Origin of the sequence: Enterobacter chuandaensis, from assembly GCF_003594915.1 — a bacterium.
GTDB lineage: Bacteria > Pseudomonadota > Gammaproteobacteria > Enterobacterales > Enterobacteriaceae > Enterobacter > Enterobacter chuandaensis.
The window spans coordinates 62,870-76,387 of the sequence record NZ_QZCS01000013.1 but is presented as its reverse complement, the minus strand read 5'-3'; the positions used below and the strand labels follow the sequence as shown (position 1 = coordinate 76,387).

Sequence of the window (13,518 nt, the reverse complement as noted above, 5' to 3'; positions counted from 1 at the left end):
CTCACCTGAACGCCAATTTTTATCGTTTGTCAGCTCACGCCGTTTTTTCGTCCAATACCCTCAGATGACATAAGGGTGAGGTGAAATATGGGATCGCCGGTCTGGGTTGTGATAACGCTGCTGGTCAGCATTATGTTGATTGTTTTAACCATCGTTAAGCTGAAGTTTCACCCGTTCCTCGCGCTGCTGCTGGCGAGCTTTTTCGTCGGTGCGATGATGGGGATGAGCCCGCTGGATATGGTGAACGCCATCGAGAGCGGAATTGGCGGCACGCTGGGCTTCCTGGCGGCGGTGATTGGTCTTGGCACCATTCTCGGCAAAATGATGGAAGTCTCCGGCGCGGCCGAGCGCATTGGGATCGCACTGCAGCGCTGCCGCTGGCTGTCGGCGGACGTGATTATGGTTCTGGTAGGCCTTATCTGCGGCATTACGCTGTTCGTGGAAGTGGGCGTGGTACTGCTGATCCCGCTGGCGTTTTCCATCGCCAAAAAGACCAACACGTCGCTGCTCAAGCTGGCCATTCCGCTCTGTACCGCGCTGATGGTGGTGCACTGTGTGGTGCCGCCGCATCCGGCCGCGCTGTTTGTGACCAATAAATTAGGCGCAGACGTCGGTACGGTCATTGTCTATGGTTTGATGGTGGGCCTGATGGCGTCTCTGGTCGGTGGCCCGCTGTTCCTGAAGCTGCTCGGCAATCGTCTGCCGTTTAAACCGGTTCCGGCGGAATTTTCAGACCTGAAGGTGCGAGAAGAACACACCCTGCCGTCGCTGGGCGCCACGCTGTTCACGGTGCTCCTGCCGATTGCCCTGATGCTGGTGAAAACCATCGCCGAGCTGAATATGTCGAAAGAAGGCACGCTCTATACGCTGCTGGAGTTTATCGGCAACCCGATCACCGCCATGTTTATCGCCGTGTTTGTCGCCTACTACCTGCTGGGGATCCGCCAGCATATGGGCATGGGCACGATGCTGACGCACACCGAGCACGGCTTCGGCTCTATCGCCAACATTTTGCTGATTATCGGCGCGGGCGGCGCGTTTAACGCCATCCTGAAAACCAGCGGGCTGGCGGACTCGCTGGCGCATATTCTCTCGAACCTGCACATGCACCCTATCCTGCTCGCCTGGCTGGTGGCGCTGGTGCTGCATGCCGCCGTCGGCTCCGCAACGGTGGCAATGATGGGTGCGACGGCGATAGTCGCGCCGATGCTGCCGCTCTATCCGAACGTAAGCCCGGAGATCATCACCATTGCCATCGGTTCCGGCGCCATTGGCTGCACGATCGTGACCGATTCCCTGTTCTGGCTGGTGAAGCAATACTGCGGCGCGACCCTGAATGAGACCTTCAAATACTATACGACGGCGACGTTTATCGCCTCGGTGCTTGCACTTGGCGGCACATTCCTGCTTTCTTTCATTATCTGAGCGCGAAGAGACGTATTATGGAAAACGCAACTATCACCACTTTAACCGCACAGTTTCCTCTGGTTGAGGATCTGATTGCCCTGAAAGAAACTACCTGGCTTAACCCGCGAACCACCACGCTGGCAGAGGGGTTGCCCTACGTCGGGCTGACCAAAGCCGACGTTGACGACGCCCACGCGCGCCTGAACCGCTTCGCGCCGTATCTGGCGAAAGCCTTCCCGGAAACGGCGGCAACGGGCGGGATTATTGAATCTGAACTGGTCGCCATTCCGGCAATGCAGGCGCGACTGGAGAAAGAATCTGTAAAATCCATTCCCGGCACGCTGCTGCTGAAAAAAGACAGCCATTTGCCGATCTCCGGCTCGATCAAAGCGCGCGGCGGCATCTACGAGGTACTGACCCACGCGGAGAAACTGGCGCTGGAAGCCGGGTTGCTGAGCATCGACGACGACTACAGCATTCTGCTGGAGCCGCGCTTTAAGGACTTCTTCAGCCAGTACAGCATTGCGGTGGGCTCAACCGGCAACCTCGGGATGTCCATCGGCATTATGAGCGCCCGCATCGGCTTTAAGGTGACAGTACATATGTCCGCCGACGCCCGCGAGTGGAAGAAGGCCAAACTGCGCAGCCACGGCGTCATCGTCGTGGAATATGAACAGGATTATGGCGTGGCGGTGGAGCAGGGACGCAAAGCGGCGGAAAGCGATCCGAACTGCTTCTTCATTGACGATGAAAACTCCCGCACCCTGTTCCTGGGCTATGCCGTTGCAGGCGAGCGCCTGAAGGCGCAGTTTGCTGAACAGAGCCGCGTGGTGGATGCCGATCATCCGTTGTACGTCTACCTGCCATGCGGCGTCGGTGGGGGTCCAGGCGGGGTGGCGTTTGGCCTGAAGCTGGCCTTTGGCGACAACGTTCACTGCTTCTTCGCGGAGCCAACGCACTCACCGTGCATGCTGCTGGGGGTTTATACCGGCCTGCACGATGAGATTGCCGTGCAGGATCTGGGCATTGATAACGTGACGGCGGCGGACGGTCTGGCTGTCGGGCGCGCGTCCGGCTTCGTGGGCCGCGCGATGGAGCGCCTGCTCGACGGGTTCTATACCCTTTCCGATCAAAGCATGTACGACATGCTCGGCTGGCTGGCGCAGGAGGAAGGCATTCGGCTGGAACCGTCGGCGCTGGCGGGGATGGCCGGGCCGCTGCGTGTTCAGGCTGATGCCAACGTCACCCATCTGGTGTGGGCGACCGGCGGCGGCATGGTGCCGGAAGACGAGATGGCGAAGTATTTAGCAAAAAGCCGTTAACCGTAGGCCCGGTAAGGCGCAGCCGCCACCGGGCTTATAAGCTCACAATTTGCTGAATGTGGGTTACGGCAAACAGCAGTGACAGCGACAGCACGGCCAGCGCAATCAGGAATTTATCCCGCACCGCTTTAGGCTGTACAAAATCGTTCTGCGCCACGTCCATCAGGTTACGACTGCGGGTATAGCGCCATAAAATGATGGCCACCAGCGCCAGCACAACAATAGAAATCCAGAATGGCACCCCGGTGCGGTGCCAGTTGTGCTTAATCGCCAGAGCAATCAGCGCGCTATACCCCAGCAGCGTGCGCAGCCAGGCGAGCGACGTCCGCTCCGGCTGCAGGCCGGGGTCCGCTTCGCGCCGCGCTTTGCGGCTATCCGCCATAGAACACCAGCACCATTACCACGCCCGCCACCGTCAGCAGAATCGTGCTGATAATCAGCAGCCCGCGCGTATAGGGCAGATCCTGCTTCAGACGCATCGCCTTCTCATTGCGCAGCCAGCGCAGATAGCCGTAAATCGCCAGCACGCCCGCGAACAGGCACAGCAGCAGCGCCAGCACCTCGCGGATCAGCGGCGTGGCGAAATCAGGCGCGAGCTGGTCGAGGCCGACGCCGGCGGCAAGAAAGCCCAGCGCGGTGCGGATCCACGCTAAAAACGTGCGTTCATTAGCCAGAGAGAAGCGGTAGTCCGGCGCTTCGCCGAGGCGGGAAATTTTCATGAAGGTTCCTTGTCGTGCTACGGGCAGGCTTCAGCATAGCGTAAAACGACAAGGACAAGGAGACCGGCATCGGGCGATGCCGGTCAGGACGATTAGTGCAGCTCTGGCCAGTACTCTTTGTTGGCCTCGATCAGGTCATCCAGAATCGCTTTCGCGACGGAGGCGCTCGGTACGGTTTTCGACAGGGTGATCGCCTGCCAGAGCTTCTGGTACGAGCGCTGCTCCCAGGCGTCCACCACCAGTTTTTCCACCGCCACCTGCTGGCTCATCAACCCTTTCTGGAAGTGTGGAATATCGCCTACGGTCAGCGGTTCCGGTCCGTTATGGCCGACCAGGCACGGAATTTCCACCATCGCATCGGCGTCAAAGTTATGGATGGCTCCGTTGTTTGGCACTATCAGCAGCATCCGCTCCTGGGTGTTGAAGGCAATCGCGGTTGCCAGATCGACGATGTACGACGCATGTTCATCGATTTCCAGCTCACCGGCGGCGGAGTTACCGGCTTCGATAATCGCCCGGCAGGCGCTGAACACGTGCTTCTCACGGTGATCCATCACTTCATTGGCGCGGGTGCGTTCCGGGTTGGAATGCGCGACCACGTAGTCCGGGAACAGGTAATACTTCAGGTAGGTGTTCGGCATGGTGTCCGGATCCAGCGCCTGCACGTCTTTTGCTTTGGCAAAGGTATCGTTCCAGCTCGCTTCGGTATGCGCGTCTTCTGAAGGCGGGACATAGCCGTTTTTCGCCACGTATTCGCGCAGCTTCGGCATCAGATCGTTGCCGTTCAGATCTTCAATCGACGTCCACCAGCCGAAGTGGTTCAGGCCGTAGTAGCGCACGCGCATTTCTTTGCGGTCCTTCAGGCCGACAATCTGCGCCATGCGCCCTTCAATGCCGATCGGCATATCGCAGATGTTGAGGATTTTAGCGTTCGGACGCAGGCGGCGCGTGGCTTCCGCGACAATCGCCGCCGGGTTGGAGTAGTTCAGCATCCACGCGTTCGGGGAGTACTGCTCCATATAATCCACCAGCTCCAGCACGCCGCCGATAGAGCGCATGCCGTAGGAAATCCCGCCCGGTCCGCAGGTTTCCTGGCCCAGTACGCCGTGGCGCAGCGGGATTTTTTCATCTTTTTCACGCATCGGGTATTTGCCCACGCGGATGTGCGCCATTACGAAATCCACATCGGTAAACGCCGCTTTAGGGTCGGTGGTATAGCTGAATTCAATCTCCGGAGCCTGCTCCCTGAGGATAATTCTGCACGCTTCGGCGATGGTCTCCTGACGTGCGCCATCGTTGTCATAGAACTTCAGGGCGCGCAGCGGGAAACGGTCACGGTTGGCTAACAGCATCAGGACGATACCAGGCGTAAAGGTGCTGCCGCCGCCTGCAATGACAACTGAGAATTTTTTCATGATATAGCCTCTGTCAGGGTGGTGTGTTCATTCGTTAAAGGAGTTTTCATCAGCGATTCAAGCTGGTCGCGCACCTGAGGAACGTGCAGGCCGACAATCACCTGAATACCGTTGCCGCGTCGCACCACGCCATGGGCGCCGAGGGCTTTGAAGACGTCATCGCTTTGGGTTTTCGCCATATCCACCAGCGCGATACGCAGGCGGGTGGCGCAGTTGTTGATGTTTTCGATATTTGCTGCGCCGCCGAGCGCCTGCAGGAATCCGGCGGCCTGCCCGACCTGCTGGCTGGCCGCTGCCGGGGCGGTGGTTTGCCCGCGTGCCGCCTTATAGTCGGCCTTGCTGTAGAGTTTGATTTCGCTCTCTTCCCGGCCCGGCGTTTTCAGGTTCAGACGTTCGATCAGCGTTTTGAAGACCACGAAGTAGATACCGGTGAAGCAGACGCCGATGCCAATCTGGGTGAATACCGTCGAGGCGTGGTTATGGAACATCGGGATCCAGTTTTGCGGCAGGAACTGGTCCAGCAGGCCGCCGCCCATGTTCCCGACCACGCCGAAGGCGTACATCACCGTCGCCATGGTGGCCGCCAGCACGGCGTGAACGGCAAACAGCAGCGGCGAGATAAACAGGAAGGTGAACTCAAGCGGTTCGGTAATGCCCACCAGCACGGCGGTGAGCGTGGCCGGAACCAGCAGGCCCGCCACCTTGACGCGGTTTTCTGGCGACGCGGTGTACCAGATAGCGAAGGCAATCCCGACCGAGCCAAACACTTTTGAGTTGCCGTGCAGCGCGAATCCGCCTTCCGGGAAGAGGGTTTTCAGCGGCAGGGTGCTCTGGCTGAACTCCTGGAGGTGCTGCGCCCAGTAGACCTGAATCCCGCCCTCCACCGCCGCCGGGCCGAAGATGAACGGACCGTAGACGAAGTGGTGCAATCCGGTTGGGATCAGAATGCGTTCCAGGAAGGTATACACCCACACGCCCAGCGCCCCGGCAGAGCGCAGGAACGCCTGCAGGGACTCAATGCCCATCTGCACTTTCGGCCAGCCCAGCAGCGTCAGCCAGGCGCAGGGGATCATGACGAAGAACGCGAGGATAACGACAAACGAGCTGCCCTGGAAAATCCCCAGAAACACCGGCAGCGGCTTGTCGAAATAGCGGTTGTGGATGGCGGTGACGATGCCTGAGATCACAATGGCACCGATGATGCTGGTATCGAGCGTTTTGATCCCGGCAATCATCGCCAGGCCGCTACCCGCCGTCGGTTCGGCGGAGAAGTCGACGCCAAAGAAGTGGCCCCAGGTCATCCCCATCGCGTTAATGAAGTAGTTCCAGGTCAGGAAGCTAATCAGCACCGCCAGACAGGCGCGGCCCTGCGCCTGCTTCGCCAGGCCAATCGGCAGGCCAACGGCAAAAATCAGCGGCATATTGCGAAACACCGCCCAGCCGCCCTCTTCAATGATGTGAACAATCTGCGCGAAAAGATGATCGGGGGCGGTTAAGGCTTCGCCGACAAACAGCGGGTTGCGAAGCATGATGGCGATTCCCACCACGATCCCGGCGAATGGAAACAGCAAAACCGGGGTAAACATGGCGCCGCCAAAACGTTGTATTTGACTGAGCATTTTTAAATCCTCACGTAACAACCTGTAGGGGTAGAGGCCTTTATGGTTTTGTGCTGGCCTGAGGTGAGCATAAGAATTAACTGATGCGCGAACATGGCGTGCCGCTGCGATTCGTGATCGCATTCATGGTTTTATTTTGACCAATCAGGTCTACTTTTCGCTGTAAATATGGACATGTCAGGATGCAATCCACGCCCTGATACGGGCAGAGAGGTCTACTGGTGATCTACAAATCCATTGCCGACAGATTGCGGCTGCGGCTGAATTCATCGGACTACAACATCGGCAGCCCGCTACCCGGCGAAAAAGCGCTGGCGCAGGAGTTTGGCGTGGCGCGCATGACCATCCGCAAGGCGCTGGATCTGCTGGTGAGCTGGGGGCTGGTTGAGCGCCGACACGGTAGCGGAACGTTTGTCTCGCGCAAAGACGTTCACCACGAAACCACTAACCTGACCGGGCTGGTGGAGGTGCTGCGTCAGCAGGGGAAAGAGGTGCAGAGCAAGGTGCTGCAGTTCGAAGTGATGCCCGCCCCGCCCGCCATCGCCAGCCAGCTGCGGATCCAGGTGGATGAGCGGATCTACTTTTCACGGCGGGTGCGCTACGTGGACGGAAAGCCGCTGATGCTGGAGGACAGCTTTATGCCGGTGAAGCTGTTCCGCAATCTGTCGCTGGCGCATCTTGAGGGGTCTAAGTTTGATTACATCGAGAAGGAGTGCGGGATCACCATCAGCGGCAACTATGAGAGCCTGACGCCGGTGCTGGCAGATAAACAGCTTGCCGGTTATATGAACCTGCCGGAACAGACGCCGCTGCTGCGGATTACCTCTCTTTCCTACAGCGACAGCGGCGAGTTTCTCAATTATTCCGTGATGTTCCGAAATACCAGCGATTACCAGGTGGACTACCATCTGCGGCGCATCCACCCGGAAGACCTGTTAGCCCATCCCCCAGAACAGCACGGCCAGTAGCTGCGGGGTGATGATGCGCAGGAACATCACCAGCGGATAGACGGTGGCATAGGAGAGCGCGGCCGCGCCGCTGGTGGCGTGCAGGTTGTTGGCAAAGGCCAGGGCGGGCGGATCGGTCATAGAGCCCGCCAGCATGCCGCACAGCGTCAGATAGTTCATTTTGGCGAACATTCGCGCCAGGATTGCCACCGTCAGCAGAGGGATCGCGGTGATGAAGATGCCATAGCCGACCCAGCTCATCCCTTCGCCCTTGACCAGGGTATCGACAAAATCCCCGCCGGACTTCAGCCCGACAACCGCCAGGAATAGCACAATGCCCAGCTCGCGCAGCGCCAGGTTGGCACTCGGCGGCATAAACCAGTAGAGCTTCCCGATACAGCCGATACGTCCGAGGATCAGCGCCATAATTAGCGGCCCGCCTGCCAGGCCGAGCTTGAGCGCCACCGGGAAGCCCGGTACATATAGCGGAATCGAGCCGAGCAGCACGCCGAGCCCGATGCCGATAAACACTGGCAGCATCTGCACCTGCTGCAGTTTTTGCTGGGCGTTACCCACCATATCCGCCACGGCGTCGATGGACGACGGGCGCCCGACCAGGTTGAGGATATCCCCGAACTGCAGGCTGGCCTCCGGGCTGGCGACCAGTTCGACACCTGCACGGTTAAGGCGGGAGATCACCACGTCGTAGCGCTCTTTCACCTGCAGATCGCGTATTTTCTTGCCAAGAACATGCTCGTTGGTCACCACAACACGCTCAACACGCATGTCGGTGCCGCGGGTTGAAAGCGAGGTATCCACTTCCTGACCAATTACCAGCCGCGCGTTGTTCAAATCCCTCGGCTGGCCGACCAGGTGCAGCAAGTCACCTTGCCGAATCATCGTGCCGGGCGCAGGCACCATCAGCACGTCGTCGCGCTTAAGGCGGGAGCAGATGATATTGGCGCTATTCAGGATCGGCACGTCCTGAATCGCCATGTTGTTCAGGTTGGGGTTATCGACGCGAATGTTGATGGTTTTGATCGGCATATGGCCGTTGGTAAGCGTGGTTTCGTGGTCCTTCGCCTCTTTGTCGACGTTAACGCGAAACAGGACGCGTACCAGCCACATGGAGAGCAGAATGCCGCAGATCCCAAACGGATAGGCCATGGCGTAGCTCATCCCCATCTGGTCGACAATGCCGGGTTCAATGCCCAGATCGCGCAGGATTTGCTGCCCCGCACCGAGCGCTGGCGTGTTGGTGACTGCGCCGGAGAAAATGCCCAGCACCACGGGCAGCGGGATAGCAAAGATTTTGTGCAGGATCGCGGTGACCAGCCCGCCCATCACCACAATGCCGAGGGCAAACAGATTGAGCCGTAGCCCGGAGACGCGCAGGGATGCGAAAAAGCCCGGCCCTACCTGAATCCCGATGGTATAGACGAAGAGGATCAGGCCGAACTCCTGAATAAAGTGGAGCATATCGGCGCTGAGAACCAGTCCGAGCGTGTCGGCAAAGTGCCCGACAAAAATGCCGCCAAACAACACCCCGCCAATCCCAAACCCGACGCCACGGATTTTGATATTGCCTATCCACAGGCCCACAACCGCGACCAGGGCCAACACGCTTACGGTTAACGCGATATCACTCATGATCCACATCCTGTGTATAACCTTAGTTATGCTAAGGATTCTCTCAGAGCCGGATGCGATTGTATGGGCGATGGCGCACAAAAAAGCCCTGCCGGGGCAGGGCCTTATCTTTTCATCTTCTCCCTGTGGGAGAGGGCCATGGTGAGGGCACCAGCCCGCACACTATCAGCTATTCAACGCCGGCCGCTCGCTAATGGCGATACGCTGCGGCGCAATGGCTTCCGGCACGTTACGGATCAGGTCAATATGCAGCAGCCCGTTGGTAAACGTCGCGCCGGACACTTCCATATGGTCAGCCAGGGTAAAGCTCAGGCTAAACGGCTGATTCACCAGCCCCTGATGCAGCCATTTGGTTTCGGTTTCCTGTTTTTCCGGCGTCCCCTTCACGGTCAGGCGCGTGCCTTCAAGCTGGATATCCAGATCTTCCTGGCGGAACCCGGCCAGCGCGAGGGTGATGCGATAGTGGTTATCATCGCTTTTTTCGATGTTGTACGGCGGAAACGTCTGTTGCTCGGTGGTGCTTTGCAGGGCGTTAGCCAGCTTGTCAAAACCAATCCACTGACGCAGCAGGGGGGATAAATCATAGTTACGCATACTAAATCTCCTTCTGAGAAGCGAGTTCGGCACAGTTTAATTTTGTGCGCAGTTGTTCCTGCAAATCCTGATGGATTCGCATATGCTCCCGTTACGGCAAGCAAGTCCGGGTGGGCCGCTTACGCGACCCGCGTAATTAGTTAATTTCGATACGGCGCGGTTTTTTCTCTTCCGGAATCACGCGTTCCAGTTCGATAAACAGCAGGCCGTTAACCAGGTTCGCGCCTTTAACGTGAATGTTCTCGGCTAACTGGAACTTGCGTTCAAAGTTGCGCTCGGCGATGCCCTGGTAAAGGTAGGTACGTTCTTTCTGCTCGGCCGTATGGGAACCTTTCACCACCAGCAGGTTGTCCTGCGCGGTGATCTCCAGTTCGTTTTCTGCAAAACCGGCGACGGCAATCGCGATGCGATAGTGGTTTTCGTCAACCAGCTCAACATTGTATGGAGGGTAGCCGTTGCTCTGGCTTTGGTTATTTTCTAAATGGTTAAACAGGCGGTCAAAACCAATTGCAGAACGGTATAGCGGAGAAAGATCGAAGTTACGCATAAATAAAACTCCTGAAATCAGCGAGAAATTTTAGCCTTCCACCATGGACAGGCCTTTGCGCCCCGAACACCCGTCAGGCGTGTTCGTTATCGGGTCACATTCTTAAAATGGGTCTGTAATCAGGCTTTTCAAGACTATTTATGCGAGATTTTTTTGCACTTTGCTGGTTGTCGCATAGACTCTGGGGCAACAGCACAAAGAGTTAAATTGCGATGGCTGCCACAGTGCGGGGTTATCGGGCTATTCATTTTGGATAAGGCTCGCTATAACCCTGAGTTGCAGGTCTATGCAGTGCCATTAACGATGACTGAGTGATGATGAAAAATGTTCTGATAAAGCTGACGACGTTCAGCGGGGTAGTTTTACTTTGCGGGTGTTCGAGCGTGATGTCTCACACCGGCGGTAAAGAAGGAACATATCCGGGGACGCGCGCCAGCGCGGCGATGATCTCCGATGACGATACGAACTGGGGCACCAAATCCCTGGTTATCCTGGATATGCCGTTTACGGCGGTGGCCGATACGCTGCTGCTGCCGTGGGACATGTTCCGCACGGACAGCTCCGTGCGCTCACGCGTTGAGAAAAGCGAGCAGGAAAATCTGGCGACCAACGCCGTCATCCCGCCCGCAGAGATGCCGCCGCGCTAGTTCTGCGCGGTTTCCGTTACCCAAAGCTGACGGAAACCGCCCGTCTCTTCCATCCAGGCAATAACGCGCCCGTCCGGGGAAAATACGACCGCATCAGCAGACGGCGGGTTGCCGTGATCGGACGTCAAAAACGTCACCTCCCCGGTCTGCACGTCGCAGCAGGCGATCCGATTTTCGAGCACGAATCCCAGTCGATCGCCCGAAGGATGCCAGTTGAATGCCGACTGAATACCGCTTTCGGTGTGCGTTAACTGGCGCGGCTCGCCACCTTCAGGTGAGATCAGCCACAGCTGCACAACGCCGTTATCATCACGCATCAGAAACGCGATTTGCGTCCCCTGCGGATTACTGCGCACCCAGTGGCGCGGCACGTTCATCAGCCCCGGGTATGCCTTGTGATGGGTAAAGGTCAGACGACGCTGCTTCACCCCTGCAGGCGGCGCTGGCATGGCTTCAGCGGTGCCCTGCAGCGGCGTATCGCCCGCGCGTTTCCAGCTCTGTTCATCTTCTGGCAGGTTAACAATGAACAGTTCCGGCACTTTTTCGCCCTGCGCGGAGAGGGTATCTCCGATAAACGCCAGCCTGTCGTTGCCCACCCAGCCCTCTTCGTAGGCGCGGTTGATTTCATCGCTGCCCGGCTGCGGGTTGGGCGTCGTGCGGCTGACCAGCACGCTCCAGAAAGTACCTGAATATTCACGAGGATGATTCCCCTGCGGTTTCACCGGGCCAAACGGTGCCGCCACGCCAACGTTGCGTAAATCGAGCTTCGGATCGCGCTCGTGCAGAACATGGTCGTTATAGGTGAAGCTGACGAGCTGCCCGTTCGGGCTGAAGACGTGCACGTGGCTTCCGCCGCGCAGCGCGCCTGCGGTGTAAGGAGCAGTGATATCCATCGCGTCCAGATTGCTCACCTGGCCGTTTTGCGCAATCACCCCCTGGCGATGATGAAAATCGTAGTGCCAGCCTGCGTCCGGGTTTTTCGGGCCGTGGATAAAGACATATTTCTCTTGTGCAGGATGAACGGTCACCACGCCGACGTGCGCGCCATCAGTGGCGCGATAAATCTCCTCTACCTCACCCGTACCGACATTGACCCGCTCGATGGTTTCACCGGTGAACGACGCCCCGGACGGGCGCACGTCGTAGACCAGCCACTGGCTGTCCGGCGTCCAGGTATTGATGTTGGTCAGCTGGTGGTTGCGGGAGGTGAAGGTGATTTGTTTCATGAGGATACCCTGATGCACGGTGAGTGCATCAGGGTAAAACATCCGTAGGGATTAGCCTACTCGTTTCACATCGCCCACCAGCAGAATGTAGGAGAGTGCCCCGATCAGGGCCACGGCAGAGATGTAGACCAGCGCCGGGCCGAAGCCGTAGTCCTGCGCCAGGTAGCCGATGACCAGCGGTACGGTTATCCCGCCCAGTCCGCCGACAAAGTTGAACACGCCGCCGGTCAGGCCAATCAGCCGCATCGGCGCAAGGGACGACACCAGCGACCAGGTAATAGAGGCGAAACCGTTACCAAAGAACGCCACCGCCATCAGGGTCATAATCCACACCGGATCGTTAGTGTAGTTGGCGCCCATGATGCAGGTTGAGATCAGCAGCCCGCAGATAATCGGCGTTTTACGCGCCACGCCCAGCGAGCACCCTCTTTTCACCAGCTTATCGGCCAGCCAGCCGGAGAGCAGCACGCCGAAAAACGCCGCAAGAAACGGCACGGTGGTCATAAAGCCCGCCTTCAGCGCCGTGATCCCCTTTTCCTGAGTCAGGTAGTTCGGGAACCAGGTGAGGAAGAACCACAGCGTAGAAGTCACCGCGAACTGGCCCAGATAAACGCCCACCAGCTTACGGTGGAAGACCAGCTTCCAGTCCGCTTTGGTCAGCGGCTGGCGCGCCTCTTTTTTCACCGGCGCATCACCGTCCACCAGACCGCCACCGTCGCGGATGTAGTCCAGTTCAGCTTTGGTGATGCTTTTGGTCAGACGCGGCGGCTGATAAACCTTAAACCAGATCAGCGACCAGAGAATACCAATCCCGCCGGTCACGATGAACACCCAGTGCCAGCTCAGCAGCTCCTGGATCCAGATCAGCAGCGGCGTCAGGAACGCCAGACCGACAAACTGCCCGGAGGTGTAAAAGCCAACGGCGGACGCGCGTTCGTGTTCAGGGAACCAGCTGGTCACCATGCGGTTGTTGGTTGGAAACGCGGGCGCTTCGAAAACCCCGGTGATAGCGCGCAGGCCAATCAGCGACATCAGCCCGGTCGCGAACCCCTGGAACAGGGTCGCCACGGACCAGCCTAAAATGGCGATAAAATAGGTCAAACGTGAACCCACGCGGTCAAGGAACCAGCCGCCGGGGATCTGGCAGAGCGTATAAAGCCAGGCAAACGCCGAAAAGACGTAGCCCATTTCCGCTTTGGTAATGCCAAACTCTTCCTGAATATGGGCCGATGCCACGGCGAGGTTGGCGCGGTCAACATAGCAAATGACCACGGTAATAAAGATCATAATCAGCGTCAGGTAGCGGCGACGCCCGGTTTTTGCAGCAGTAACTGGAATATCCATCGCAATCTGTCTCCAGATTTTGGGCATAGCGAAGCCGCTCACCATGCCCTGTAATTTACAGAGGGTTATATTTTTGTATGT

13 protein-coding genes and 1 other annotated feature are annotated in these 13,518 nt (G+C 58.1%); of the genes, 4 read left to right on the top strand and 9 right to left on the bottom strand.

The genetic code is table 11. The features are described 5' to 3' along the window. The first annotated feature begins 87 nt into the window (after positions 1-87). The gene (dsdX, locus tag D5066_RS17935; RefSeq protein ID WP_119916735.1) at positions 88-1,425 is read left to right on the top strand and encodes a D-serine transporter DsdX; all 1,338 of its coding nucleotides are present in this window, start codon (positions 88-90) and stop codon (positions 1,423-1,425) included. A gap of 17 nt (positions 1,426-1,442) precedes the next feature. Continuing rightward, the gene (gene dsdA, locus D5066_RS17930) at positions 1,443-2,729 is read left to right on the top strand and encodes a D-serine ammonia-lyase (protein ID WP_119916733.1); all 1,287 of its coding nucleotides are present in this window, start codon (positions 1,443-1,445) and stop codon (positions 2,727-2,729) included. Positions 2,730-2,763: 34 nt separating this feature from the next. On the opposite strand, the gene D5066_RS17925 is transcribed toward dsdA, so the two are convergent. From D5066_RS17925 to D5066_RS17910, 4 genes are all read right to left on the bottom strand, one after another. Then, the gene (locus D5066_RS17925) at positions 2,764-3,111 is read right to left on the bottom strand and encodes a DUF202 domain-containing protein (protein WP_119916731.1); all 348 of its coding nucleotides are present in this window, start codon (positions 3,109-3,111) and stop codon (positions 2,764-2,766) included. Beyond that, complete coding sequence (locus tag D5066_RS17920; RefSeq protein ID WP_023309821.1) at positions 3,101-3,448, bottom strand: YidH family protein; 348 nt, start codon at positions 3,446-3,448, stop codon at positions 3,101-3,103. Before D5066_RS17920 ends, D5066_RS17925 begins: the two co-directional genes overlap by 11 nt. 92 nt (positions 3,449-3,540) lie before the next feature. Next, entirely contained in the window at positions 3,541-4,863 is a 1,323-nt protein-coding gene (locus tag D5066_RS17915) for a 6-phospho-alpha-glucosidase (RefSeq protein WP_119916730.1), read from the bottom strand. Next, positions 4,860-6,482, bottom strand: coding sequence for an alpha-glucoside-specific PTS transporter subunit IIBC (locus D5066_RS17910; RefSeq protein ID WP_119916728.1), 1,623 nt, complete (start codon positions 6,480-6,482; stop codon positions 4,860-4,862). The genes D5066_RS17915 and D5066_RS17910 overlap by 4 nt, the downstream gene beginning before the upstream one ends. Positions 6,483-6,703: 221 nt before the next feature. Here D5066_RS17910 and D5066_RS17905 point away from each other — a divergent pair, with 221 nt between their 5' ends. Further along, entirely contained in the window at positions 6,704-7,450 is a 747-nt protein-coding gene (locus D5066_RS17905) for a GntR family transcriptional regulator (protein WP_119916727.1), read from the top strand. Here D5066_RS17905 and D5066_RS17900 read toward each other — a convergent pair. From D5066_RS17900 to ibpA, 3 genes are all read right to left on the bottom strand, one after another. Further along, a complete protein-coding gene (locus D5066_RS17900) occupies positions 7,418-9,079 on the bottom strand; it encodes a putative transporter (RefSeq protein ID WP_119916726.1) in 1,662 nt (553 codons plus the stop codon). The two genes, D5066_RS17905 and D5066_RS17900, sit on opposite strands and share 33 nt — an antisense overlap. Before the next feature lie 165 nt (positions 9,080-9,244). Further along, positions 9,245-9,673: a small heat shock chaperone IbpB gene (ibpB, locus tag D5066_RS17895; protein ID WP_119916724.1), complete on the bottom strand. Its 429-nt coding sequence runs from the start codon at positions 9,671-9,673 to the stop codon at positions 9,245-9,247. 136 nt (positions 9,674-9,809) lie between these two features. Then, the gene (gene ibpA / locus D5066_RS17890) at positions 9,810-10,220 is read right to left on the bottom strand and encodes a small heat shock chaperone IbpA (protein ID WP_008500162.1); all 411 of its coding nucleotides are present in this window, start codon (positions 10,218-10,220) and stop codon (positions 9,810-9,812) included. Continuing rightward, positions 10,214-10,285, bottom strand: a sequence feature (ROSE (Repression Of Heat Shock gene Expression) occurs in the 5'-region of heat shock genes and acts as an RNA thermometer to modulate expression.). It overlaps the preceding gene by 7 nt. Positions 10,286-10,534: 249 nt before the next feature. Between ibpA and D5066_RS17885 the strand changes: the two genes are divergently transcribed. Continuing rightward, positions 10,535-10,867, top strand: a complete 333-nt coding sequence (locus D5066_RS17885) for a YceK/YidQ family lipoprotein (RefSeq protein ID WP_080329761.1) — start codon at positions 10,535-10,537, stop codon at positions 10,865-10,867. On the opposite strand, the gene D5066_RS17880 is transcribed toward D5066_RS17885, so the two are convergent. Together D5066_RS17880 and D5066_RS17875 are read right to left on the bottom strand one after the other, a co-directional pair. After that, positions 10,864-12,093, bottom strand: a complete 1,230-nt coding sequence (locus D5066_RS17880; protein ID WP_208861690.1) for a YidR family protein — start codon at positions 12,091-12,093, stop codon at positions 10,864-10,866. The two genes, D5066_RS17885 and D5066_RS17880, sit on opposite strands and share 4 nt — an antisense overlap. Before the next feature lie 51 nt (positions 12,094-12,144). Further along, positions 12,145-13,482: an MFS transporter gene (locus tag D5066_RS17875; protein WP_119916721.1), complete on the bottom strand. Its 1,338-nt coding sequence runs from the start codon at positions 13,480-13,482 to the stop codon at positions 12,145-12,147. Positions 13,483-13,518: the final 36 nt, after the last annotated feature.